Origin of the sequence: Sneathiella glossodoripedis JCM 23214 (assembly GCF_000616095.1) — a bacterium.
Lineage (GTDB): Bacteria > Pseudomonadota > Alphaproteobacteria > Sneathiellales > Sneathiellaceae > Sneathiella > Sneathiella glossodoripedis.
This window is the reverse complement of sequence record NZ_BAMS01000002.1, coordinates 516,722-540,278: the sequence shown is the minus strand read 5'-3', so window position 1 is coordinate 540,278 and position 23,557 is coordinate 516,722. Positions and strand designations below refer to the sequence as shown.

The 23,557-nt window shown below is 46.9% G+C and carries 20 protein-coding genes, 2 tRNA genes and 1 pseudogene; 13 read left to right on the top strand and 10 right to left on the bottom strand.

Translation table 11 applies throughout. The features are described from left to right. Position 1: 1 nt before the first annotated feature. Positions 2–1,255 carry a flavin-dependent oxidoreductase gene (locus JCM23214_RS10725; RefSeq protein ID WP_037493242.1) on the bottom strand — a complete coding sequence of 418 codons (1,254 nt, stop codon included), beginning with the start codon at positions 1,253–1,255 and terminating at the stop codon, positions 2–4. 161 nt (positions 1,256–1,416) lie between these two features. Between JCM23214_RS10725 and JCM23214_RS10720 the strand changes: the two genes are divergently transcribed. Then, positions 1,417–1,632 (top strand): hypothetical protein, encoded by a 216-nt coding sequence (locus JCM23214_RS10720; protein ID WP_025898947.1) that lies wholly within the window; start codon positions 1,417–1,419, stop codon positions 1,630–1,632. On the opposite strand, the gene JCM23214_RS10715 is transcribed toward JCM23214_RS10720, so the two are convergent. Further along, complete coding sequence (locus JCM23214_RS10715) at positions 1,629–2,396, bottom strand: SDR family NAD(P)-dependent oxidoreductase (RefSeq protein WP_025898946.1); 768 nt, start codon at positions 2,394–2,396, stop codon at positions 1,629–1,631. The two genes, JCM23214_RS10720 and JCM23214_RS10715, sit on opposite strands and share 4 nt — an antisense overlap. 169 nt (positions 2,397–2,565) lie before the next feature. Between JCM23214_RS10715 and JCM23214_RS10705 the strand changes: the two genes are divergently transcribed. The 3 genes from JCM23214_RS10705 (at position 2,566) to JCM23214_RS10695 (ending at position 4,567) form a co-directional block, all read left to right on the top strand. Then, the gene (locus JCM23214_RS10705) at positions 2,566–3,054 is read left to right on the top strand and encodes a hypothetical protein (RefSeq protein WP_025898945.1); all 489 of its coding nucleotides are present in this window, start codon (positions 2,566–2,568) and stop codon (positions 3,052–3,054) included. Next, positions 2,952–3,854 carry a diguanylate cyclase domain-containing protein gene (locus JCM23214_RS10700; RefSeq protein WP_084264746.1) on the top strand — a complete coding sequence of 301 codons (903 nt, stop codon included), beginning with the start codon at positions 2,952–2,954 and terminating at the stop codon, positions 3,852–3,854. The genes JCM23214_RS10705 and JCM23214_RS10700 overlap by 103 nt, the downstream gene beginning before the upstream one ends. A gap of 62 nt (positions 3,855–3,916) precedes the next feature. Next, the gene (locus tag JCM23214_RS10695; RefSeq protein ID WP_025898943.1) at positions 3,917–4,567 is read left to right on the top strand and encodes a DsbA family oxidoreductase; all 651 of its coding nucleotides are present in this window, start codon (positions 3,917–3,919) and stop codon (positions 4,565–4,567) included. A 41-nt stretch (positions 4,568–4,608) separates the two neighbouring features. Here the strand turns inward: JCM23214_RS10695 and mfd are convergent. Together mfd and JCM23214_RS20285 are read right to left on the bottom strand one after the other, a co-directional pair. Then, positions 4,609–7,721 (bottom strand): annotated as a pseudogene (gene mfd / locus JCM23214_RS20290) (transcription-repair coupling factor). A 381-nt stretch (positions 7,722–8,102) separates the two neighbouring features. Beyond that, positions 8,103–8,402 carry an FAD assembly factor SdhE gene (locus tag JCM23214_RS20285; protein WP_037493473.1) on the bottom strand — a complete coding sequence of 100 codons (300 nt, stop codon included), beginning with the start codon at positions 8,400–8,402 and terminating at the stop codon, positions 8,103–8,105. Positions 8,403–8,550: 148 nt separating this feature from the next. Between JCM23214_RS20285 and recG the strand changes: the two genes are divergently transcribed. Then, positions 8,551–10,644 (top strand): ATP-dependent DNA helicase RecG, encoded by a 2,094-nt coding sequence (gene recG, locus JCM23214_RS10680; RefSeq protein ID WP_025898941.1) that lies wholly within the window; start codon positions 8,551–8,553, stop codon positions 10,642–10,644. On the opposite strand, the gene JCM23214_RS20280 is transcribed toward recG, so the two are convergent. Next, positions 10,636–11,400, bottom strand: coding sequence for a DUF502 domain-containing protein (locus JCM23214_RS20280; RefSeq protein WP_025898940.1), 765 nt, complete (start codon positions 11,398–11,400; stop codon positions 10,636–10,638). The genes recG and JCM23214_RS20280 overlap by 9 nt on opposite strands. Before the next feature lie 201 nt (positions 11,401–11,601). Here JCM23214_RS20280 and JCM23214_RS22465 point away from each other — a divergent pair, with 201 nt between their 5' ends. After that, entirely contained in the window at positions 11,602–13,689 is a 2,088-nt protein-coding gene (locus tag JCM23214_RS22465) for a sensor histidine kinase (RefSeq protein ID WP_084264744.1), read from the top strand. Between the two features lie 95 nt (positions 13,690–13,784). Next, on the top strand, positions 13,785–14,543 hold the full coding sequence (locus tag JCM23214_RS10665; protein ID WP_025898938.1) for a glucose 1-dehydrogenase: 759 nt from the start codon (positions 13,785–13,787) through the stop codon (positions 14,541–14,543). Positions 14,544–14,618: 75 nt separating this feature from the next. Here JCM23214_RS10665 and JCM23214_RS10660 read toward each other — a convergent pair whose 3' ends face one another. After that, the gene (locus JCM23214_RS10660; RefSeq protein ID WP_084264739.1) at positions 14,619–15,173 is read right to left on the bottom strand and encodes a peptidylprolyl isomerase; all 555 of its coding nucleotides are present in this window, start codon (positions 15,171–15,173) and stop codon (positions 14,619–14,621) included. A 223-nt stretch (positions 15,174–15,396) separates the two neighbouring features. Between JCM23214_RS10660 and JCM23214_RS10655 the strand changes: the two genes are divergently transcribed. Continuing rightward, positions 15,397–15,472 (top strand) — tRNA-Lys (locus JCM23214_RS10655). Between the two features lie 189 nt (positions 15,473–15,661). On the opposite strand, the gene JCM23214_RS10650 is transcribed toward JCM23214_RS10655, so the two are convergent. From JCM23214_RS10650 to JCM23214_RS10640, 3 genes are all read right to left on the bottom strand, one after another. Further along, positions 15,662–15,748: transfer RNA gene (locus tag JCM23214_RS10650), tRNA-Leu, on the bottom strand. Positions 15,749–15,836: 88 nt separating this feature from the next. Next, on the bottom strand, positions 15,837–17,438 hold the full coding sequence (locus JCM23214_RS10645; RefSeq protein ID WP_025898936.1) for an AMP-binding protein: 1,602 nt from the start codon (positions 17,436–17,438) through the stop codon (positions 15,837–15,839). 24 nt (positions 17,439–17,462) lie between these two features. Then, positions 17,463–18,236: a competence/damage-inducible protein A gene (locus tag JCM23214_RS10640; RefSeq protein WP_025898935.1), complete on the bottom strand. Its 774-nt coding sequence runs from the start codon at positions 18,234–18,236 to the stop codon at positions 17,463–17,465. A 118-nt stretch (positions 18,237–18,354) separates the two neighbouring features. Here JCM23214_RS10640 and sfsA point away from each other — a divergent pair, with 118 nt between their 5' ends. The 3 genes from sfsA (at position 18,355) to radC (ending at position 20,760) form a co-directional block, all read left to right on the top strand. Beyond that, a complete protein-coding gene (gene sfsA, locus JCM23214_RS10635) occupies positions 18,355–19,056 on the top strand; it encodes a DNA/RNA nuclease SfsA (protein WP_025898934.1) in 702 nt (233 codons plus the stop codon). A gap of 65 nt (positions 19,057–19,121) precedes the next feature. Then, positions 19,122–19,946: a type I methionyl aminopeptidase gene (gene map, locus JCM23214_RS10630; RefSeq protein ID WP_025898933.1), complete on the top strand. Its 825-nt coding sequence runs from the start codon at positions 19,122–19,124 to the stop codon at positions 19,944–19,946. Next, a complete protein-coding gene (gene radC, locus JCM23214_RS10625) occupies positions 19,936–20,760 on the top strand; it encodes a RadC family protein (RefSeq protein ID WP_025898932.1) in 825 nt (274 codons plus the stop codon). Before map ends, radC begins: the two co-directional genes overlap by 11 nt. A gap of 3 nt (positions 20,761–20,763) precedes the next feature. Here radC and JCM23214_RS10620 read toward each other — a convergent pair whose 3' ends face one another. Next, on the bottom strand, positions 20,764–21,309 hold the full coding sequence (locus tag JCM23214_RS10620; protein ID WP_159104341.1) for a TetR/AcrR family transcriptional regulator: 546 nt from the start codon (positions 21,307–21,309) through the stop codon (positions 20,764–20,766). A gap of 253 nt (positions 21,310–21,562) precedes the next feature. On the opposite strand from JCM23214_RS10620, the gene purB reads away from it, so the two are divergent. Further along, entirely contained in the window at positions 21,563–22,858 is a 1,296-nt protein-coding gene (gene purB / locus JCM23214_RS10615) for an adenylosuccinate lyase (RefSeq protein WP_025898930.1), read from the top strand. Positions 22,859–22,940: 82 nt separating this feature from the next. After that, positions 22,941–23,495, top strand: a complete 555-nt coding sequence (locus tag JCM23214_RS10610) for a GNAT family N-acetyltransferase (RefSeq protein ID WP_025898929.1) — start codon at positions 22,941–22,943, stop codon at positions 23,493–23,495. The last annotated feature ends 62 nt before the right edge of the window (positions 23,496–23,557 follow it).

Sequence of the window (23,557 nt, the reverse complement as noted above, 5' to 3'; positions counted from 1 at the left end):
TTTAAGCGCCCTTGTTCAGCGTTCCTGCATGAAAGCCCGCCAGTTTTTTATACGAGGTTGCAACCTCTTCCAAGGTAGCTTGGTCAATGCATTTGTGAACAGCACCACAGTTACCATCGCAGGTCTCATGCACCATTTGCATAACCTTCTCTGGGCCGGTTTCACGGTTGGCAAGCACAATTTTAGAGGTTACTTCGCGTCTGGCATCTTCATATTTTTGAAGAATATCGGTGATGTTACCCCCCTCTTCCATCAAATCAGCGAATGTCATGGCGTCAAGTACGCCTTGCGACACACCGTTTGATCCGTTGGGGTACATAGCATGGGCTGCATCACCCATCAGTGTCACCCGATCGAAACTCCATTTTGGAATGGGGTTTCTGTCGATCATCGGGAATTTATGAATGCTGATCGCATTTTCAAACAGATGCTGAACATCGAGCCATCCCAAGTTCCAGTCTGCGAAGTGGGATGCGAATTCCTCCAGCAATCCTTCCTGATTCCAGTCCCCCTGACGCTCAGCCAGGTTTGATGGGATACTGCGTTCAGCGATCCAGTTTACATATGACAGACCACGCTCTGCGCTTGATCTGCGAATGGGGTAAGCCACCAGTTTAAGGTCATTGTGACCCGCCATGAACATGGAACGTCCGTCGAGATAGGGTTCTATTTCTGACACCCCGCGCCATAAAATCTGACCGGAATAATGTGGTGCCCCCTCATTTGGATAGAAGATATTTCTAAGGCGGGAATTGATGCCATCTGCACCGATTAAATAGTCAGCTTTGAAGCTTTCGCGTTTTATTTCCCCTGTGTGGTTTGTAAAATGGACAGTAACTCCCTTCTCATCCTGATCAAAACTGTCCAGACGATGATCCTGAACAATTGCATCTTCTCCCAGCCTTTCTTTCACATGCTTGAGAAGGATCATGTGAAAGTCACCACGGTGAATAGAAAATTGCGGGACGTCGTATCCTGCGGCAAGTCCGCGGGGCTCTTTCCAGATTTCCTTACCGTCGTCCGTATAGTAGGCGAGACTGGAGGTTTCGATTGCCACTTCTTTGAGATCATCAAGCAAACCAAGCTTTGCAAGATTGGTGACCGAATGGGGCAATAGATTAATTCCAACACCCAAGGGGAGAATTTCAGGAACGGTTTCAAAGATTTTCGTTTTGAACCCTTTTTTATGAAGGGCTAAAGCCAGCGTTAAGCCAACAAGACCGCCGCCTGCAATGATACTAAAAGGCTTTCCCATGATCTCTTCCCCAAAAATAGTTTTATTTGTAACTATATCTTGTTTGGTGAAAAAAACTCAAGCTAATATAAAGAAATTGAAAAAACTGACCAGATTGTCATAATTTGTTTACACAATAGTATTACACCCTGCCATAATCTTGGCGATAGAAAGCGTAATTGATGGATTCCATGCTAAAGGGGATGGTCGAGGAATGTTACTTCGAAACGGTGATCGAAGCCATTAATGCTGGCCATAGCAAACTTGTCGCCCACAAAGAAGGTGTGACAGGGGCGGCGATGTTGCTCTCCTCCATGAATAATATGGAACATGAAGAGGCGAAACAGACGATTGTAGCCTTAATCTTCGCCCCTCCCAGATGGAACCCAGCTAATTAGAAGCCGTGGGCTGTCAAGCCGTCATCAACTTCAATCATACTGCCGGTCATGAAATCAGAACCGGGCCCTGCCAGCAATAACAGGACGCCATCAAGATGCGCTGGCTCACCGACCCGTCTACCGGGGAGTTTTTCGATCAGCTTTTTACCTGGCTCACTGTCCCAATAGTCACGGTTGATACCGGTGACAATGTAACCGGGATTAATACCATTGACCTGAATTTTATATTTGCCCCACTCATCCGCCAACGCAGCTGTCATATGCTGCACCGCTGCTTTCGACATGCAGTAGGCAATATTCTGTTTCAGGACCCGGTTCGCAGCAACGGAGGCAATATTTATGATTTTGCCGCCATTTCCGTGACGGATCATGCTTTGAGCAACGCTTTGGGCCACAAAAAACGCACCCTTGGCATTGGTGTCCATAACAAGATCAAAGTCTTCCTCGCTAATAGATTCTGAGCGGCTGAGAGCACTGACGCCGGAATTATTGACCAGAATATTCACAGGCCCCAGTTCGGTTTCAGCGGCGGCGACACCATCGCGAATGCTGCTCAAATCTGTGACATCCATTTTAACCGGCACAGCGCGGCCATCGAAGGATTCGATTTCAGCGGCAAGCTTTTCAAGTTTATCTGTACTGCGCGCGGCAATGGAGACTTTGGCCCCTGCCCTTGCCAGAGTTAAGGCAAACTGCCAGCCAAGGCCAGATGAAGCGCCTGTTACAAGAGCGTGTTTACCATCAAGAAATGTGGGGGTCGTCAATTGTTTTCTCCCATATTGGTGTTGTTATTGTGCGCCATAGTTCCGCTAGCTGACGAGAAATGCAAGTGTTCAATATTCTTTTGTCGCGGGTTCTCCAAAAAAGAAGAGATTTTTAATAAATTGCTGTTCAAATGAGTGGACAGGTACTGCAAAAAAAGAGATCACTTCCATGGCCGTAACAGCAAATATCCTTGTTCTCTCTGACGAGCCCACAGATAAAATTCAAAATTGCTTTGAAGATGAGAATGTCGCATTGACCAAAAGCGCGATTTTGGACTTTGACTCCCTCAAAGATGATATCGCCGATTTTGATCTGGTGCTGATCCAGTCTGGCTCCAACAATTTACAGGGAAAGGCAGACTTGCTTGAGGGGATCGCAAATGCAGAAATTCCCCTATTGATCGTTGGGGACAATCCAAAAGCGTCGGATATTCAGTCGGTACCTGATAATTTTTGCGATCTGGAACTGAGGACAAGGGCCCTCTCTATGATCCGTCTGCAGACCATGAAGCAGGAGTACGATCGCCGTCAGAATACCACATCCTATACGGGTTTATGGAAAAGGATTTTAGTGAACCCTCACCTGAAGAGGCACAAAACGCCATCCTTCTTGTGGGCAATCAGAATGCCATCGTTGGTGATGTCATGCTTCAATTGAGCCGGGTTGCGAAGGTACGCCTGTGTCCAAACGCAGATCTGGTTGCTGATGAGTTGCGGGCGGGCAATTATGATGCGGTCATAATTCTTGGTGCGGGACAGGGTGATGTGAATTTTCGGTTATGCCTTGATATTCGGGGAGATAGCCGACTTTATAACCTGCCGGTTATTTTCGTTCTGGAAAATGAGAATAACCGCGAGGCTGCCTATATTCACGGCGCATCTGACATCGTTATTCATCCCGGTGAGATGTCTTCGTTATTCGCCCGATCCAAACTGCTTATCGATCAGTCTCAATTACGCTTCTCATTGCAGAAATTATTGAAAACTTCGCGCCCGCTTCCCGTCACGGATGGTCTGACCGGTCTTTATTCGCACGGATTTGTCCATGCTCATATGAAGCATATGATTGCGGATCATTCATCAAGGTCCAAACATTTGACGGTCGCTTCGGTAGAGATTGCGAACTTGACTGAAATTAACGAGGAATATGGATATCCAGCCGGAGATCAGGTCTTGCGTCAGGTCGGGAATATTCTGTCACTTCTGATGCGTGGTGAAGATTTTTGCGGCCGTTTCAACAGTAACAGCTTTCTGATCGCCCTGCCCGGGACTGCAAGGCGTGATGCCTTTATTGCCCTTAGCCGCGTATATGGCGTAACCCGCAATACGGAATACACAATCGCTGCAATTGCGCGACCGGTTGAGGCAACCATCAAGATAGGCCTGACGGAAATGCTTGATGACGAAGATCTGGCGATCGTGCTCAAGCGGGCACAGGCAGAAGGGTATTCAGAATAAATCTGGAACATTCATTCCAGATAAAAGTTGCGAAAACGCGCTCGTGCTCCTATGTATGAGATATGAAAATAGACATTATCTCTGATACCGTTTGCCCGTGGTGCCTCATTGGCAAACGGAAACTCGAAGCAGCTCTTGCCGAACGTCCTGATCTTGATGTTGATATTGCCTGGCATCCTTTTCAGCTGCACCCTGACATGCCATTAGAGGGGGCTGACCGCAAGGAATTCACTGCTAAAAAATTTGGCAGTGCTGAGCGAGCGAAAGAGCTTTATGAACATATGGCCAAAGCGGGTCAGGCTGTGGGGCTTGATTTTCAGTTTTCGAAAATTGCCCGCTCTCCCAATACCCTGAATTCTCACCGGGTCATAAAATGGGCGGCGAGCGCAGGCTGTCAGGATCAGGTTGTTGAAAATCTATTCCAGGCCTTTTTCATGGATGGAAAGGATCTGGGCGATAGCGAGGTTCTGGTTCAGGCGGCGGCGGATGCTGGAATGAATGCGGAAATCGTTCGCGACCTTCTGGCGACTGACAGGGATCTGGACGTGGTCGCAGCGGAAGATGCGCGGGCCCGGGAAATGGGTATTTCCGGTGTTCCCTTTTTCATTATTGATGAAAAATATGCTCTTTCCGGCGCGCAGGACAGCAGTGTCATTTTGCAGGTCATTGAACGGATCGAACAGGAAGCCAAATCCGAAGGGCAAGAGCAATAAGCCCTGCCCCTTTTCGGAAAATAGGTCAACATTGGGTGATTTTAGGGAGTGGCTGCGATCGCTGCCAGATCACGCGCCAGTGTATGCACGCCTGACAGGCGATCTTCAGGATGCTCCCAAGAGCGGGTGTAAACCATCTTGTGATCAGCGCGGAGCTTGGCTGAACCCGGTTGCTTGGAAATGTAGGCAACCAGACCGCCGGGGTTGTCAAAGCTGTTATTTCTGAAAGTTAATACGGCCCCCTTGGCGCCGGCATCGATTTTCTCGATATTGGCTTGCCTGCAGTATTGTTTGATGCTCATGACTTCAAGAAGATGTTTCACTTCATCCGGCATCGGGCCAAATCGATCCACCAGTCGACTTCAAAGGCTTCAAGTTCTTCCTCTGTTTCCTGAATGGCAATGCGTCGGTAAAGCTCCATTCGCAAAGAAAGATCACTAACATAGGTGTCCGGAATAAGGACCGATGTTCCAATATTGATCGTTGGTGACCATTTATCTTCTGCCTCTTGAGCCGTATCATCGCCAGCGTTTCTTGCGTTGGCAACCGCTTCTTCGAGCATTTCCTGATACAGTTCGAAGCCGACTTCTTTCACATGTCCAGACTGTTCGTCACCCAGCAGGTTCCCCGCCCCGCGGATATCCAGATCATGACTGGCAAGTGTGAAACCGGCGCCAAGGGTATCCAGAGATTGCAATACCCGCAGACGTTTTTCAGCGGCTTCCGTAGGCTTTTTACGCGGTGGTAATGTGAGATAGGCGTAGGCACGGGTCTTGGAGCGCCCAATACGCCCTCTGATCTGATAAAGCTGAGCCAGACCGAACATATCTGCACGATAGGTAATCAGCGTATTGGCCCGAGGGATATCAAGTCCGGACTCGACAATATTGGTAGCGACTAGAACATCATATTTCCCGTCATAAAATGCGTTCATGACGTCATCAAGCTCTTTGGCCGGCATTTGACCATGTGCCGTTACAAATTTGACTTCCGGAATTTGTTCTTTGAGATATTTACCGACTTCTGCCAGATCAGCTAGCCTTGGACAGACAAAGAAGCTCTGCCCACCGCGGTAATGCTCGCGCAAAATGGCCTCACGAACCACAACAGGATCAAAAGGCAGAACAAAGGTTCTGATCGCAAGCCGATCAACCGGAGGAGTTGCAATAATTGACAAATCGCGAATGCCGGTCATGGCGAGTTGCAACGTTCTGGGAATTGGCGTTGCAGTCAGGGTCAGTACATGAAGCTCCGCACGGAGTTCTTTGAGCCTTTCTTTATGGGCAACACCAAAATGCTGCTCCTCATCGACGATGACCAGACCCAGATCTTTAAAATTGATGGATTTTCCAAGCAATGCATGGGTTCCCACCACAATATCAACCTGCCCGCTTGCAAGCCCCGCCTTGGATTGGTTGGCTTCTTTTGTGCTTACCATACGGGATAACTGCACCACGTTTACTGGCAGACCTTTAAAGCGTTCTGCGAAGGTTTTGTAATGCTGACGAGCCAACAAAGTCGTAGGCGTTACAATGGCAACCTGTTTTCCAGACATGGCGGTCACAAAGGCGGCCCGCAGGGCAACTTCTGTTTTACCAAAGCCCACGTCACCACAAACAAGCCGATCCATGGGCTTACCGGAACTTAGGTCCCCCAACACATCGTCGATTGCCTTGAGCTGGTCGTCAGTTTCCTCAAAAGGGAAACCTGCGCAAAATTCGGCATAGGCTCCCTCAGGCGGGACAAGACGAAAACCAGAGCGTAATTGCCGGGCAGCCGCGATACCTATGAGTTGATCGGCCATCTCCAGAACTTTTTTCTTGAGCTTGGCTTTGCGTGCCTGCCAACCCGACCCGCCGAGGCGATCAAGAGTTGCAGCGCTATCCGCCCCGCCATAACGCGAGAGCATTTCGATATTTTCCACAGGCAGATATATCTTGTCGCCCCCATCATAAAGAAGGGTCACGCAATCATGAGGTGCGCCAGAAATATCAATTGTTTTCAGCCCTTCATACTGCGCAATGCCATGTTCAACATGAACCACATAATCGCCAGCATTTAACTGAGAGGCTTCAGCTATAAAATTATCATTCTTACGCGAAGATTTGCGGGGACGTACAAGCCTGTCCCCCAGTATGTCCTGCTCACCGATAATTACGAAGCCGGGCGCTTCAAATCCTTTTTCAACACCAAATACAGTCATCTTGACTGTTTTCGGAGTGGAGTTTTGGGAAATATGCTGAAAATTTTCAATGACGATCTGATCAGAGACACCATGATCGTTTAAGACTTTGGCGTTTCGCTCGCACGACCCTTTTGAAAAATGACTGACGATTACCTGCTGGTTGTTCTTTTGTTTTTCTTCAATGTGACTTTTCAGATGGTCGTAAATATTTTCGTTGGGGCGATTTCTCTCCGGTGCGAAATCCCTGCCCTGCCTTCCTTGTGCATTGAGGATGTTCGGATTTTCGGAACCGCTCACAAACGGGGAAATATGGACCGTACAGCGTGTTGCGATCAGGTGCTCATATTCTTCTTTGGTCAGGTAGAGAAGATCAGCCGGAATCGGAAGATAATCAGAACTTTTATTGTCTGAAGCGACTTTGCGGGCGTCAAAGTAATCGTCGATGGTTTCGAGGCGAGATTGCAGACTTTCGTCAAACAGATGATCCATGAAGATCATGGAATCGGGCAGAAAGTCAGCGATGGTTTCCATATTTTGATGAAATAAGGGCAGCCAGTGTTCCATGCCAGCATGTTTGCGCTTTTCGCTAACCGCTTCATATAACGGGTCATCGCGTGTAATCGCACCAAAATGACTGCGATAACCGCTTCGGAATCTGCTGACGCTATCATCATCGAGCAGAAACTCACTGGCTGCAATTATCTCAATTTGATCAACACGATCTTTTGATCGTTGTGATACGGGATCAAATGTGCGGATGCCATCTATCTGTTCGCCAAAAAGATCTAGACGGACCGGGTCTTTTGAGCTTGGTGGGAATATGTCGATAATACCACCGCGTATGGCAAATTCGCCCGGCTCCATTACGGTTCCGATCCGCGAAAAACCGTTGGCAACCAGAAAATCAGTCAGTTGTTTAAGGTCAATTTTTTCGCCTTTACGGGCAACAACACGGGCTGATTGCACCATATCCCGTGGAGGTACGCGCTGCAAAATCGCATTTACGGTCGTCAGTACAACCCGTTTTTGATCTGTTTTATTCAGCAATTTGACCAAAGCGGTCATTCGCTGCGCCACTATTTCCGGGTTTGGAGAAACCCTGTCATAAGGCAGGCAATCCCACGCGGGAATTGAAATGACTTCGATATCTGGATGAAAGAAGTTCAGTGCCTCTTCAGTGGCTGCCATTCTGACATCTTCACGCAGGATATAGAGAAGATCTTGCTGGAGCTTTTCGCTACCTGCCCCAGTATAAAGGCGTCATACCCTTCAGGAACGGATTCCAACTGGAAAGAGTCATTGGATCGCTCCTTTGAGAGAAGCGATGAGCACAAATGTTCAAGATGGGGATCAGTCATTCTTTTCTATATGGGCCGGATCATGTTCATATATGGCAAAATTTTTCAGTTTTTCCATGACAGTTGTGTTGTATTCTTCGGGAACTTCTTCGCGTCCAACTGCCCAAGCGTATATACTAGGATCCCCTGCCTTGAGCAGAGTTTCGTATATATCAAGCTCTTGAGCGGAAAAATCATGGATATATTTATTTGCGAACCGACCGAGCATTAGATCGGTTTCCTTCATCCCGGTATATCTGGACCGGTGAAGTAATCTTTTGCGGCGGATTGCAATATCTTCGTTCGTTGTCATGACGGCCTTTCCGGATGGTGAACCCTGCATATACCTTTTTTTATTTTGGATGTCAGCAGGAAGCTTCCATCTTTTGAAATTGCAAGCGGCTTGATTTAAAAAACGGAACATGCTCCTTTTTACGCAGGTATTTTAATCCGGGATCTTCATGCGGCCAGAAATTTTATTTCCTCTGTTCAAGCCCAGCAACACAATCAAAGGTGTTGGACCGCGCATATTTGGCCTGCTCAGTAAGTTGGCCGGTCCTAATATCGTGGATTTATTGTACCACTTGCCTTCAGGATATATCGAACGTCATCCAATTGAGGATTTGTCCGAGCAGTATCTGGGGAAGCATGTCATTGTTACAGCTACGGTGATTAAACATTTTCCCTCCAGAAGCCGAAAAGTTCCGTATCGGGTTCAGCTTGATGTGAATGGTCAAAAACTGACACTCACCTTCTTTAATGGCAGGGAGGACTATTTAAAGCGACAGTTACCGCCAGAGCAACGCCGGAAAATCTATGGCAAACTTGAAAGCTATTCACAGGATTTTCAGATCACGCACCCAGAACACATGGTGGACCCTGATGCACCGGATCAAGTGGAAAGATACGAGCCGGTTTATCCATTGACGGCAGGTGTTACCAACAATGTACTTAATAAGGTGCAGAAATCAGCCCTTGATACAGTGATAGATTTACCTGAATGGATAGATCCTCACCTGCTGAGCAGAGAGAAATGGATGTCGTGGGAACAGGCGATGAAAGCAGTGCATTCACCGCAAGGCGCAGAGGATATAGAGCCCACAAGTCCCATCCGTCAAAGATTGGCTTATGATGAAATATTGTCCAATCAGATCGCGCTTGAGCTTGTTCGCGAGAGTATGAAGCGAAAAAAGGGGCGTGTACTTGCCGGGGATACTGGACTGAACAGAAAGGCTGAAGACGTCCTTTCCTTTACACTGACAGCAGCACAGCGAGAGGCGATGACAGAGATTTCTGGTGATATGAAGTCTCCTTACCGGATGCTGCGTTTGCTTCAGGGGGATGTTGGGAGCGGAAAAACTGTTGTCGCATTACTGGCGCTTGTCCAATGCGTGGGAAGTGGAGCGCAGGGAGCCTTGATGGCACCGACTGAAATTCTGGTAAGACAACATTTACAGTCGTTAGGCCCCATCGTTGAAAAACTTGGTTTGAGGATCGAACTGCTAACTGGGCGACTTAAAGGCAAGGCTCGAGCGGAATTGCTGAGCAGGTTGGCTGCAGGTGAAATTGATATTCTTGTGGGGACACACGCCTTGTTTCAGGATGATGTGATTTATCATGATCTTGGGCTTGCGATTATCGACGAGCAGCATCGTTTTGGTGTGCATCAGCGCTTGGCACTCAGTTCAAAAGGGAGACCTGAAAATAATGGTGTTGATGTACTGGTCATGACAGCGACACCAATCCCACGCACACTGGCCCTTACGGCATATGGAGATATGGATGTATCTGTAATCGCCGAAAAACCACCCGGGCGGCAACCAGTGGAGACGCGAGCAATTGATCTGGCGCGGTTGGATGATCTGGCAAATAGCCTCGGACGAAAATTACAGGTGAATGAACGCATTTACTGGGTGTGCCCACTGGTTGAGGAAAGTGAAGTCAGTGATTTGGCCGCAGCTGAGGATCGCTATCGCTACCTTGAAGCGCTATACCCCGGAAAAGTCGGGCTGGTTCATGGCAAAATGAAAGCAGAAGAAAAAGATTCTGCCATGCAGGCATTCAAGGATGGTCATTTCCAAATTCTGGTTGCCACGACCGTCATTGAGGTGGGCGTTGATGTCCCTGAAGCAACTGTGATGATAATTGAACATGCTGAGCGATTTGGCTTGGCCCAATTACATCAGCTTCGAGGGCGTGTAGGGCGTGGCGGTCTGGCAGGAAGTTGTCTGCTATTATATGCAGGCCCGCTTGGGGAGACACAAAAATCCAGATTGAAAATTATGCGTGAAACTGAGGATGGCTTCAAAATTGCCGAAGAAGACTTACGCTTGCGAGGGTCAGGAGAGCTTTTGGGAACTCGCCAAAGCGGGCTTCCAGAGTTTAAAGTTGCTGATTTGAGCGTTCATGGAAGACTGGTGCAGATTGCAAGGGACGACGCTCGCGCATTTTTGGGATCTGATCCGAAATTGAATTCACCCCGCGGCCAGGCTATTCGCACCCTGCTCTATTTATTTGAACGCGATAACGCGATTAAATATCTGCAATCAGGATAGAGTTTCCTTTTCCTTTGAATTTTTGGAAACCGAAGGTTCGTTTGCCTGTTTTTCTTTATCACCCTCTTCTGATGGCCAGATCATCCCCGCAGAGATCACAAGCTTGACCCCCTCTTCCACTGACATATCAAGGAACTTCAGATCCTTCTTGGGCACGAACAGAAGAAATCCAGATGTGGGGTTGGGAGTTGTAGGCAGGAAAACACTGATAATCGTATCGTCATCCTGTTTGGCAACTTCACCTTTTGCTTCGCTGGTCACAAAGGCAATGGCCCAAATTCCTCTGCGTGGGTATTCGACCAGAACGACTTCCCTAAAAGATGTGCTGGATTGGGCAAGTACCGTTTCCATAATCTGTTTCAGAGCAGTATAGACTGTGCGAACAACCGGCATCCGATTGACGATGCGCTCCCCAAAATGCAGGAAGGAGCGACCTAAAAAGTTGGCCGTGAGAAAGCCGATCAGAATCAGAACCAAAACCGCAACAAACAAGCCTAACCCCGGAACACTAAAGGGCAAATAAGTTTCCGGATTATATCTTGCAGGGATTAACGGCGTTACGTTGGCGTCGACAAAATCTACGAAAATATAGGTCAGATAAATTGTGATTCCGATGGGCGCCGTAATCACGATACCTGTTAAAAAATACGTTCTTAAACGCGCCAGAAGCCCGACTTTGGGTGCTGGTTCTACAAGTGTCTTTATACCTGACTGCTCTTCGTTATTTGTATTATCCGGATTTGGTTTGTTTGTCATTTATGACTCGATTTAGGTTATCTGCGCCCCTGTATAAATGGGGCCAACTGGTAATTATAGCAACTGAATTTGTGAATTGGTTTTTGGTAATCAAGTATCTCGCAATAACCAATCCTTAACTCAAATCTCTTAAAGTGCATGCGGATATTGGAGTTGATTGTCAATTACAGTGCAGTTTTGCACATAGAGTTAGATTAAAATATGACAGAAATGGGTGGATTGAAAAAAATACTCCCTGAAATGATTTTGCTGCTGGGGGCTTTGTTTTTAGGGGGGTATTATACTCAAACCTCCCCAATGGTCGCCTATTTCTTTTTTGGTATATGTACCTGTATTCCGGCACTATTAATGCTTCGCAAATTCATTGGCTCGCCTGTGCGGGATGAGCCGGCCGATGAAAAATCCCCTTTAACTCATTTGAAAGAAGCTGCCAATCTGCTCGATGAAGGTCTGATCGTTTATAACGATAAAAAAGAAGCCATATTGGTCAACTCCAGACTTAAAGAAATTTTCAAAGATTCAGGGATCGAATTTAAAGATGACGTAACCAGAGAAGAGCTCGAGAAAAGTATTCTTCGCTGGTTCGGTGACAGCCAAGAACGTCAGCGCACCATGGACTATGTGAAAAGTATCGACGGGCTTGAGAATACTGAAAATAAAGAAATTAAAGTCCATATGCCTAACGACCGGCATGTGATGTATCGCGAGAAGACGACGCGCGGCGGTGGCTTGGTTTCGATCATCAAAGAAGTGACAAAAGATGTTCTGAACCAGCAGGAACTGTTTGAAGCCCATTCCATGCTGAGCGCCGTTTATGACGCTATTCCAATCGGAATTTGTATTTATGATGCAGATCATAAAATTCGGGGTTGGAATGAGAAATATATCGAAGTTATGGAAATTGACCCTGGCACTGTTTCTAAAGGAATGCATCTTGCGGATCATCTTAAGCGCGGGTTTCATAAATTCGCGGATGTTGGGGACTCGGCTGAAGAGTTTGCCAAGTCTGTCATAGAGCAAACCAAGGTCACACGTTCGGTTGTTGTAGAACGTAAATTTGTAAGCGGCAAAATCGTTGAAATTTCACGGACAGGCCTTCCCGATGGTGGTTATGTCTGCACCTTTAATGATGTCACCTTGGAAAAAGCAACTCAACAGCTCCTCAAAGAGAGTGAAAACCGCTATCGCAAAATGGTTGAGCTGTCGCCGGATGCCATCTTGGTACATAAAGATGGCATTATTATCTATGCCAATGCGGCGGCTATCAAGTTGCTCGAATCAAAAGACCTTCATTCAATTGTTGGCGACAAAATTCAGAAATATTTCCCCGTTTCTGATCACGAATTGCTGGAAGATCATTTTGGTCCCGCAGATCACTTGCAACCAGGTCAGATTGTGCCCACAAAACGCAGTCAGGTCATCGGGCATATTGGCAACCGAAAAAATGTAGAACTGGAGGCAACCGCCCTACTCTACGGTGATCGGCCAGTCATGCAACTAATCGCGCGAGACATATCGGCGCAGACACAGGCTCAGGAATTGCTGGAGAAGGCAAAAGAAGAAGCAGAATCTGCAGCTCAGCTAAAAGGAACATTCCTTGCCAATATGAGCCATGAGCTGCGAACCCCGCTGAATGCGGTGATTGGTTTTTCCGAAATCATCAAGAACGAGATTTACGGTAAAATCGGCTCACAGAAATATATTGAATATGCTGAAGATATTCACAATAGCGGCGTGCATCTTCTTGATCTCATTAATGAAATTCTGGATCTATCCAAAATTGAAGCGGGTGCGCAGGAAATTTTTGAAGAACGCTTGAGCATCAATGCCCTTGTCGAAGAATGTATTCGCCTGACAGATCCGCAACGGGAAAAAGCAGAAGTAACCATTGTCTCAAACCTGAACGCGCTATTGCCCCGTATTGTTGCCGACAGCAAGATGATCAAGCAGGTTATTCTTAACCTGTTGTCGAACGCCATAAAATTTACCCCGCAAGGCGGCAAGATAACGTTGTCCTGTGTCGTCGGGCCAGAGGGGAATTTATCCCTTTCTGTTGAGGATACGGGCATCGGAATTCGCGAAGAGGATATTCACAAAGCCCTGACACCCTTTGTTCAGGTTGATAGTGAGCTCAACCGAAAATATGAAGGCACTGGCCTTGGATTACCCCTTTCCAAGAATTTGATGGAACTTCATGGCGGCAGCCTTGAAATCAGCAGCCAATATGGATCTGGAACAACAGTTACTATTCACCTGCCCAGTGATCGGGTAGAGCTTTCTGCTGCTTGATTTACATATCTCTTCCACTTATTGTTTGAAGCAAATCAATTAAGCCTCTACTCAGGTAGGCAATGCCCCAATTAAGCTTTTTAAGGGAGAAGATCGTGAGACTCGAAAATAAAGTGGCCGTTATTACGGGCGCAGGTGCCGGATTTGGTGAAGGCATGGCAACACGTTTTGCCGAAGAAGGTGCAAAAATTGTTGTCAGTGACGTTAATATTGAAGCCGCTCAAAAAGTGGCAGATGCCATTAATGCAAGCGGCGGAACTGTCATTGCCGATAAAACGGATGTGACAAGCAATGACGACGTCATGGCCATGAAGGACAATGCGCTGAGCAGTTTCGGGCGTATTGATATCCTTGTGAATAACGCAGGTATGCCACAGCGAAATGGCTCCATGCTCGATACAGATGAAGAGACTTTCGATCGTATTTATGATGTGAATGTGAAAAGTATTTTTCGCACCAGCAAAGCTATTGTTCCGGTTATGCTTGAACAAGGCGGCGGCAGTATCATCAATATCGCCTCTACCGCAGCTTTGAGCCCCCGCCCGGGCCTTGTATGGTACAACTCAAGTAAAGGTGCCGTGCTTACCATGTCAAAATCAATGGCGATTGAGCTTGCACCAAATCAGGTGCGCGTAAATGCGCTTTGCCCGGTATTTGCACTGACAAATATGGCCGTTGAATTTATGGGGGGCGAAGATACTCCTGAAATTCGGGAAAAATTCCAGTCAACGATCCCTATCGGACGTGTGAATACCCCGCGTGACCTTGCCAATGCGGCGTTGTATCTGGCATCTGACGAGGCTGCCTTTATCACAGGTGTGGCTTTGGAAGTTGATGGCGGTCGTTGCATCTGATAGCAGCTTTAGTCACCCAATTCGGACTGATAAAAACCCGGAAGATCTCTCTTCCGGGTTTTTATTTGCCAACTGCTATTTAACGTCAGCCATTACGCGCAGGCTGAGGATCGTATCAGGGTTGCGGACGGTTCCACTTCTGCCATAGCCCCTTTTAATCTGATCCACATATTCCATACCTTCTACGACTTTTCCAAAAACGGTATATTTACCGTCCAGAAAGCTGGAATTTTCAAACACGATGAAGAACTGGCTGTCCGCACTATTTGGGTTATTGGCGCGCGCCATGGAGACGATACCGCGATCATGGGGAATATTTGAAAATTCCGCCCGAAGTTTTTTACCTGAGCCCCCTGTCCCATTACCAAGCGGATCACCGGTTTGCGCCATAAAACCGTCTATCACACGATGGAATTTCAGCCCATCATAAAATTTCTGGCGGGTCAGCTCCTTAATCCGCTTGACGTGATTTGGTGCAACACGCGGGTAAAGCTCGATAACAACCCGACCGTATTTCAAATCCAGATACAAAGTGTTTTCAGGGTCCAGATCCGCGGCACTTGCCGGTAAAGCGAACAGACTGACAATCAGAACTGCCAGTAATCGTCGCAGGGCATGGGTGAGTTTCATGTTAAATATTCTCCATAAATCGAAGGTCATAGAAGGGCTGTAACCCCTCTGAATTATCGTTAATTTTTTCTATAGCACAGCTTGGGGATTAAAGAAAAATTGTGCAGGAAAAAAAAATGTAAAAAAGCGGCTTGACCAATCAGAAAGACCCCCCTATGTTGCAGCCGCATCGCGACGATGTAGCGCAACAAACCGCGCAGCAGATAGCGATCAAAATTAGTGTGGGCCCGTAGCTCAGTTGGTAGAGCAACTGACTTTTAATCAGTGGGTCACAGGTTCGAATCCTGTCGGGCTCACCATTTTTGCATATAATCAGATATAGCTCTCTCCCCTGAAATATCTTCACCCTTAAAATTGATATAAGCTTGCAAGCGCCAAGTAGCTTCTGCAATGTCGCACAGACGTTTTCGATGCGTTCATAAACAGCATCAGTTAATGCGCGAGCATACTTTGTTTCAAAGGAAAATATGGGGGGAGATAAGCTGCTGTGGTGCCCTCACCCGGACTTGAACCGGGAAGCCCTTACGAGCGGCAGATTTTAAGTCTACTGTGTTTACCAATTTCACCATGAGGGCAGCGACGGCTAACCTACTGATTGTCGCCATTGGATACAAGTAGGAAATTTACGTCACACCAATTTTTTCCAGATCGGCACTTTTATTATTAGGCGAGTGTTTTTTGGTAATGGCTGATCGCTATTTCCCTAAGGCGTGCCCGTTGAATTTTCACCCCATTTGCACTTTGCGTGACGGGAAAGTCTTCCAGCACAAAATAGTCGATCGGAATTTTATAGCTTGCCAGATGATCACGGCAATGGGCCTCCAGATCCTCTTTATTGAGATTGGCTGCGGCACGCGGAACAACAAATGCAAAGGCTTTGGTCCCTTTATCTGTATCAACACCCACAACCTGCGATTTGGCGATTCCTGGATACTGATTAAGGACATTTTCGATTTCAACAGGGTCCGTTAAATATCCGCCCAAACGGAGCGTATCCCCCATGCGAGAGAGAAATGTAAATTTCCTCTCATCATGCTGAATTACCAAATCACCGGTTTTAACATATCCATCTGGAGTGACAGTTTTTGCGGTCGCATCCGGATTATCCAGATATTCTGCCATTTGTCCGGGGCAGGATATTTCAAGCTCCCCCATATCACCAAATCTAAGCTGTGCACTGGTTTCGGGATCTACAACGCGTATTTTCGCGTCATCAGAAAGCAGATAGCCCCCTGCCTGTTTTCGAAGCTCAACCGGATCAGCGACCAATTGATGGGCTGTGAAAGCCTGAACCTCACTCATTCCCCACAGGCCCACCAGTTTCAGACCGCGCCTGTCAGCATCTTCTACCAGATTCCCAAGTGAGGGATTGAATGCCGCGAACCCTGCATTGATGATGCTGGGATAGGGTATCGCCTCATCGCGGGCGTTTAACAACATCGCATACATGTCGTCAGAGCCATTTATATCCGTTATACGGGCTTCCTGTATCAATGCGGCGGCGGCTTCTGCATCAAACACAGGAAGACAATAAACGCTACCACCCCCTGCAAAGCCTGCTATTGCCTGTGTGAGCCCAAATGTACCGCAGAGAGGATTTACCTGTAGCAGTCGGGTCTCGCGCCCCGCATAACCAAAACGGTTGGCAACATCAATTGCATGCGCTGTTATGCTTTTATGGGTATGCAGCACAAATTTAGGCTTACCGGTCGTACCGCTGGTGGTGAAGACGACCAGCCCTGTATCTGCGGTGCTGACACTGGATGGCATTACCTCATCCTCATACAAGTCATCAGAGAGCACTACGTTTTGACAGCCAGGTATTTGAGGCTGCTTGGCCTTATCGTTTACAGATTCTGTGTAGCAAACAATCAGGTCAAGGGCGTCAAGCTTATCGACAGGCACTTCATTGAGGATGCCCTGAAAATCAATTCCTTTAAAATCGGGCCAGAAGACAAGTGCCCGGGATTTTGAGCGATGCAGAATATCTTCGATTTCAGAGGAGCGAAATTTTGTATTCAGGGAGATAACCGTTGCACCCATATGTGCACAAGCTGCGAAATACTCCAAATAAGCGGCGCAGTTGGGCAACCATATCGCAACCCTGTCTCCAAGGCCTATTCCCTGCCGTGAAAGCCCCGCAGCAAGCTGGAGGCTCCGCTGTCTGAATTGGGAATAGGTTAGCTCCCGCCCCCGGTCATAAATTGCAAGTTTCTCACCCCGATCAGTTGTTGTTTTTGTTAGCAAGTTCGGGAATGTTTCCATGGGTTGTCCCCTTGTTATATTTGGTTATTCGCTTTGCAGAATCTCTGCCCCCTGTTTTTCCAGGATTGCCATTAATTCCGCATGCGCGGTATTCAACTGGTCGGTGAAAATGGAGCGAAGCACCAGATTTGTTCCGACTTTTCCCTGTTTGAAGTAAGGATATGATCCCATTGAAACATCAGGGTATTTTACCTGCAATTCGCCAAGATCTTTTGCCACTTTTCCCTCTGGGAGTGCCGCGCCGATGGTTCTGCTGTGCATTTTTGCACCGCCCGTCAAAGTCGGCAGAATACTTTCCATCATCGCCTGCATGATCATAGGCACCCCGGCCATCACAAACACATTGCCAATCTGAAATCCCGGTGCCTTGCTAACCGGGTTGTCGATCAGCGTGGCTGTGTCAGGAATACGCGCCATCCGTTTGCGCGCCTCATTAAATTCGATGCCGGATGTTTCATAGTGGCGGGTAAGGATCTCCATAGCTTCTGGATGGTAGTCAATCGACACATTAAAAGTCCGCGCAATAGAATCGGCCGTTATATCGTCATGAGTGGGGCCAATCCCCCCGCTGGTGAATACATAGTTATATTTTTCGCGGCAATGATTGACCGCATCGATAATTTCACTCTCGACATCCGGAATGACACGCACCTCTCGCAGCTGTATCCCGACTTCGGATAATTTTAATGCTACATGCGCGACATTTTTGTCCTGGGTTCTGCCAGAGAGTATTTCATCCCCGATGACTATCATTGCAGCAGTTACAATTTCTTTTTCAGAATTCGTGTCGGTCGTCATTTGCGCTTCACCAGTGAAGTTATTATTGTTCTGAACAGTTATAGGCAATCTTCATATATGTAACCCGAATATTTGAAGATTATACTGGTTCAGTCAAAGAAAATCGAAAGCATGCCCAATGAAGTTCCCCTCGCCGCTGATTAAAGGAACCCTGATCAAGAGATACAAACGGTTTTTGTCAGATATTGAACTGGAAAATGGAGAAGTGGTGACTGCGCATTGCGCCAATTCCGGATCAATGATGGGACTTAAAGAGCCGGGTTACGGCGTTTATCTATCTCAGTCAGATAATCCGAAACGAAAGCTGAAATATTCATGGGAGCTGGTTGATACCGGATCAGCGCTTGTGGGGATCAATACATCCCATCCCAATAAAATCGTGGCAGAAGCAATTAGTGCCGGACAGATCCCCGAATTGACGGGCTATGACAATTTACGGCCAGAGGTAAAATATGGTCAGAATTCGCGAATTGATATTCTGCTTGAAAAGTCGAGCGGGGAAAAATGCTATGTGGAGGTCAAGAACGTTACCCTGCTTAGAGAAGAAGGGTGCGCCGAATTTCCTGACGCGGTAACATCACGCGGCACAAAGCATTTGCAGGAATTGTCCGAAATGGTAAATCAGGGACATCGCGCAGTGATGTTTTACCTTGTACAGCGCGATGACAGCACCCAATTTAAAATAGCTGGTGATATTGACCCCACCTACAGCGATGCCTTAAAGAAGGCACAGAAAAGCGGAGTTGAAGTCATATGTTATGATTGCAAACTTTCTGCCGACGAAATTGCAGTCCATAAACTGGTTCAAATAATAACATAATTTGAATTGGCTTTTCACATTTAAGTGGCTGGTATATAAAGTTTTTAATGAACAAGATTGAGCGAATGAAATATAAAAGCAGTTACGAGACACCAGTTGAAAACACAGGCGTAATCAAACTTCATGGCGAAGAAGGCTTTGAAGGAATGCGCAAAGCTGGTCAATTGGCTGCGGAAACGCTTGATATGATCACCGAACATGTTGTGCCGGGCGTCACTACTGAAGAGCTTAACACGCTGTGCCATGATTTCATCACCGAACGCGGAGGCATTTGCGCTCCTTTGGGATATAGAGGGTTCAGCAAATCCATTTGTACATCGGTTAATCATGTGGTGTGTCATGGTATCCCCGGCCCCAAGAAGCTGAAAGAAGGCGACATTATTAACATTGATGTCACACCTATCGTTGATGGCTGGCATGGTGACACCAGTCGGATGTATGTGGCTGGCAAACCAAATGTTAAGGCCAAAAGACTTATCGATATTACCTATGAATGTCTGATGCGTGGGATCGAAGTGGTGAAACCCGGTGCTACAACGGGTGATATCGGACATGCCATCCAGTCATTTGCGGAAAAAAACAGATGCTCTGTGGTTAGAGATTTTTGTGGCCATGGCCTTGGGCAGGTTTTTCACGACGTTCCGAATATTGTCCATTATGGCAAGCCCGGCGAAGGTGTTGAGCTTCGTGAAGGTATGATTTTTACCATTGAACCCATGATCAATTTAGGGAAATGGCAAGTCAAAGTGCTTGAAGATGGCTGGACCGCTGTCACAAAAGACAGATCCCTCTCCGCTCAGTTTGAGCATTCACTGGGCGTTACAAAAACCGGATATGAAATTTTCACATTGTCACCCAAAGGATTGAATTGCCCACCCTATGACATCTGATGAGAAAACCGCAAAGCAGGACAGCGTTTTAACTTCTCAAGTCAGTGAAGAGCAATCACCCCAGTTTCAAAATTTAAAAAATACTACTTTTTCGACAACAACAGAATCGACGAGCTTACTGTTTGTTGAAGATTCAGATATCGCGGTAAAGCCCTCCGGTCATCGGGAGAGAATGCGGCAAAGGGTTCTGGCCTATGGTGGCGACTCTCTTGCTGATTATGAACTGCTGGAAATGTTACTTTTTGCGGCCTCTCCCAGAAAAGATACAAAGCCCCTTGCCAAATTATTACTCAAAAAATTTAAAACACTTGGTGGCGTTCTGGCGACGCGCAATGAAAAGCTCAGAGAAATACCGGGCGTGGGCGACTCGGTAATAGCAACCATTCGGGTCGCAGAAACTTTGGGCGAAGCCCTGTTGAGATCAAAGATTGAGAAAAGAAATGTTTTAGGCTCCTGGCAAGCGCTTTTGGAATATTGCCAAGGGACAATGGGGCGGAAAGAAATCGAACATTTCAGAATTCTGTTTCTGAACAACCGAAATCATCTGATCGCGGATGAAGTCCAGCAGACAGGTACCATAAATCAGGCTGCTGTATATCCACGCGAAGTTGTGAAACGGTCACTGGAATTGGGGGCGACGTCTCTCATACTCGTTCATAACCACCCATCTGGAGATACCTCCCCGTCAAAAGCGGATATCAGAATTACAGAAGACATTATCAACGCAACTTCTGCACTGGGTATTACCATTCATGATCATTTGATCGTGAGTTCCACAGAAAGTACAAGCATGCGCTCAATGGGTTTGATTTAGGGATCAGAACGCACGGCGAGGAGAAATGCCGTATTGAAATGTTTCCCAGACGATCTTGATCAAATCACGTTCAGCTATAATTCCCCGCATTCGAGAGGAGTTGGCGGCAATGATCAGAAAATCAAAAAGGGATGCGACCCAGCCAGCGGGTAGATCCTGACGAATATGCCCCTGTTCCTGCGCGTCGCGAACCAGACTTTCAATGATTTCCAATTGTTTCAAAAACAGTTTCTGGTTTCCCTCCGGATCATCAACAATGGTGCGCATCCAGAAGGTATAGTGATTTCGAAACCGATAATATTCCTTGAGAACCATCAGGAATTTATCCATCGAGCTTTTGCGACTGGCTTTTGCTTTTTTGAGAATTTTGTCAAATTGCTGAATGCTGTATAGCTCTGCCCGTTCAATCATTTTCTCTTTTGAGCCAAACTTTCGATTGAGCGTTATCCGGCTGATTTTTGCTTCTTTGGCAACATCATCCATTGTCGCGTCTGACTTGTGCGCGAATACATAAATGACGGCCTCGATTATCTCGTTGTCCGTAACCATATCAGTATTTCTATTTTGAAAGCGCCTCACCTTATACCAAAACATGCCCTAGTTTTGAGCGAATGTAAAATAGTCGATTGTCAATTCGCGTATAGATTGACCCTATAAGTGCAGAAACTGTTCCGCAAATTTATATATAGCCGTTGTGATTTCAAGGAAGCTCTGTTACTAGAAGCCGCATATGACTGTTTCTTTTGTCCTTTCATCTCCTGAAACAGACAAACTACTGACGTGATTAACAAGGTGACTTCTTATGATACCTCGCTACGCCCGCCCGGAAATGACCGCTATTTGGGAACCTCAGAGTAAATTCCAGATTTGGTTTGAAATTGAAGCACACGCTTGTGACGCACAGGCAGAACTTGGAGTTATTCCCAAAGAAGCTGCCAAGGCGGTTTGGGAGCGCGGCAATTTTGAAATTGACCGTATTGATGAAATTGAACGTGAAACCAAGCATGATGTTATCGCTTTCCTGACAAATTTGCAGGAGTTCGTCGGAGATGAAGCCCGTTTTGTTCATCAGGGTATGACGTCGTCAGATGTTTTGGATACATGCCTGAATGTACAGCTCACAAAGGCTGCAGATATTCTGCTCAAAGATATGGACGAGTTGCTTGCAACGCTCAAACGCAAAGCAGAGGCGCATAAAAATGACGTCTGCGTTGGGCGGTCACATGGTATCCATGCCGAGCCGGTTACCTTTGGTCTTAAGATGGCGCAGGCATATGCAGAATTTGACAGAAACAGGGACCGTTTATTGCAGGCCCGCAAGGAAATTGCGACATGTGCCATATCCGGAGCAGTTGGAACTTTTGCCAATATTGACCCATATGTGGAAGAACATGTCGCAAAATCACTGGGGCTGGAAATCGAACCGGTTTCAACTCAGGTTATTCCCCGCGACAGGCACGCAATGTTTTTTGCAACGCTGGGCGTGATCGCCAGCTCCATTGAACGCCTTGCTGTTGAGATCCGGCATCTGCAGCGCACGGAAGTTCTGGAAGCAGAAGAATATTTTTCACCAGGGCAAAAAGGCTCATCCGCCATGCCGCACAAGCGCAACCCGGTTCTGACAGAAAATCTGACAGGTCTTGCCAGACTGGTTCGCATGGCTGTGATACCCGCAATGGAAAATGTCGCACTTTGGCATGAAAGAGATATCTCTCACTCATCAGTGGAACGGGGAATTGGCCCGGATGCGACCATTACACTTGATTTCGCCCTCGCCCGATTGACAGGTGTGATCGACAAGTTGGTGGTGTACCCAGAAAACATGATGAATAACATGAATAAACTGGGTGGTTTGATCCATTCACAGCGGGTTCTGCTGGCTCTTACCCAAGCTGGTGTAAGCCGAGAAGATGCATATCGTCTGGTTCAAAGAAATGCGATGGTTGTCTGGCGCGAAGGTGCTGACTTCCTTGAATTGCTTAAAGGAGATGAAGAAGTCTCCAGTGCATTGACTGACGAGCAGTTGGAAAGCGTATTTGATCTTGAATATCACACAAAACATGTGGATACGATTTTCAAAAGAGTTTTCAAAGACTGACATTATCGGTTCTGGTTTGATAACCCAGCCTGACCGGCTGGGTTATTTGTTTTTGGGTTATTTGTTTTAAAGGGAAATATACATGTCAGCGTTTAGCACTGATCGGATTACGCTGCGTCAATGGCAGACTAGTGACCTGCCTGCCTTTGTAAAAATGTCTGCAGATCCGGAAGTTATGGAATATTTTCCAAGCACACTTGATGAAGATCAAAGCTTGGAAGTTGCCGAAAAAATCATGACTAAGATTGACCAGAACGGTTTTGGTTTTTGGGCACTTGAGTTGAATGAGACGAAAGAGTTCTGTGGGTTCGTTGGGCTCAATATTCCAACTCCTGAATTACCATTTGGCCCATGCCTTGAGGTTGGCTGGCGTCTGGCGAAACCCTATTGGGGGCTTGGACTGGCGACTGAAGGTGGCCGACTGGCAGTAGGATACGGTTTCAATGAACTTGGTTATGATGAAATCGTGACCTTCACTGCCGAGATAAACCTGAGATCTCAAGCAGTTATGAAACGGTTGGGGTTTAAACACAATGATGAAACGTTTTTGCACCCTTTACTTCCCGATGGCCATCGCTTGCAATTTCATAAACTTTATCGAATGAGCAAGGAGCAGTATCTTGAAAGCTTAACTTGAGTGCATCCTTTTCAAACCGCCTTGAAAAAAGCACTAAAAAACCCGCCGATGAAGCGGGTTTT

Excerpts from the sequence above, each read along its gene's own strand:
- sfsA (WP_025898934.1), top strand. The coding sequence starts at position 18,355 with ATGAAGTTCCCCTCGCCGCTGATTAAAGGAACCCTGATCAAGAGATAC.
- map (WP_025898933.1), top strand. The coding sequence starts at position 19,122 with ATGAAATATAAAAGCAGTTACGAGACACCAGTTGAAAACACAGGCGTA.
- JCM23214_RS10645 (WP_025898936.1), bottom strand. The coding sequence starts at position 17,438 with ATGGAAACATTCCCGAACTTGCTAACAAAAACAACAACTGATCGGGGT.
- JCM23214_RS10705 (WP_025898945.1), top strand. The coding sequence starts at position 2,566 with ATGGCCGTAACAGCAAATATCCTTGTTCTCTCTGACGAGCCCACAGAT.
- JCM23214_RS10620 (WP_159104341.1), bottom strand. The coding sequence starts at position 21,309 with ATGGTTACGGACAACGAGATAATCGAGGCCGTCATTTATGTATTCGCG.
- purB (WP_025898930.1), top strand. The coding sequence starts at position 21,563 with ATGATACCTCGCTACGCCCGCCCGGAAATGACCGCTATTTGGGAACCT.
- recG (WP_025898941.1), top strand. The coding sequence starts at position 8,551 with ATGCGGCCAGAAATTTTATTTCCTCTGTTCAAGCCCAGCAACACAATC.
- JCM23214_RS10720 (WP_025898947.1), top strand. The coding sequence starts at position 1,417 with ATGGATTCCATGCTAAAGGGGATGGTCGAGGAATGTTACTTCGAAACG.
- JCM23214_RS10700 (WP_084264746.1), top strand. The coding sequence starts at position 2,952 with ATGGAAAAGGATTTTAGTGAACCCTCACCTGAAGAGGCACAAAACGCC.
- JCM23214_RS20280 (WP_025898940.1), bottom strand. The coding sequence starts at position 11,400 with ATGACAAACAAACCAAATCCGGATAATACAAATAACGAAGAGCAGTCA.
- JCM23214_RS22465 (WP_084264744.1), top strand. The coding sequence starts at position 11,602 with ATGACAGAAATGGGTGGATTGAAAAAAATACTCCCTGAAATGATTTTG.
- JCM23214_RS10695 (WP_025898943.1), top strand. The coding sequence starts at position 3,917 with ATGAAAATAGACATTATCTCTGATACCGTTTGCCCGTGGTGCCTCATT.
- JCM23214_RS10640 (WP_025898935.1), bottom strand. The coding sequence starts at position 18,236 with ATGACGACCGACACGAATTCTGAAAAAGAAATTGTAACTGCTGCAATG.
- JCM23214_RS20285 (WP_037493473.1), bottom strand. The coding sequence starts at position 8,402 with ATGACAACGAACGAAGATATTGCAATCCGCCGCAAAAGATTACTTCAC.
- JCM23214_RS10725 (WP_037493242.1), bottom strand. The coding sequence starts at position 1,255 with ATGGGAAAGCCTTTTAGTATCATTGCAGGCGGCGGTCTTGTTGGCTTA.
- JCM23214_RS10610 (WP_025898929.1), top strand. The coding sequence starts at position 22,941 with ATGTCAGCGTTTAGCACTGATCGGATTACGCTGCGTCAATGGCAGACT.
- radC (WP_025898932.1), top strand. The coding sequence starts at position 19,936 with ATGACATCTGATGAGAAAACCGCAAAGCAGGACAGCGTTTTAACTTCT.
- JCM23214_RS10660 (WP_084264739.1), bottom strand. The coding sequence starts at position 15,173 with ATGAAACTCACCCATGCCCTGCGACGATTACTGGCAGTTCTGATTGTC.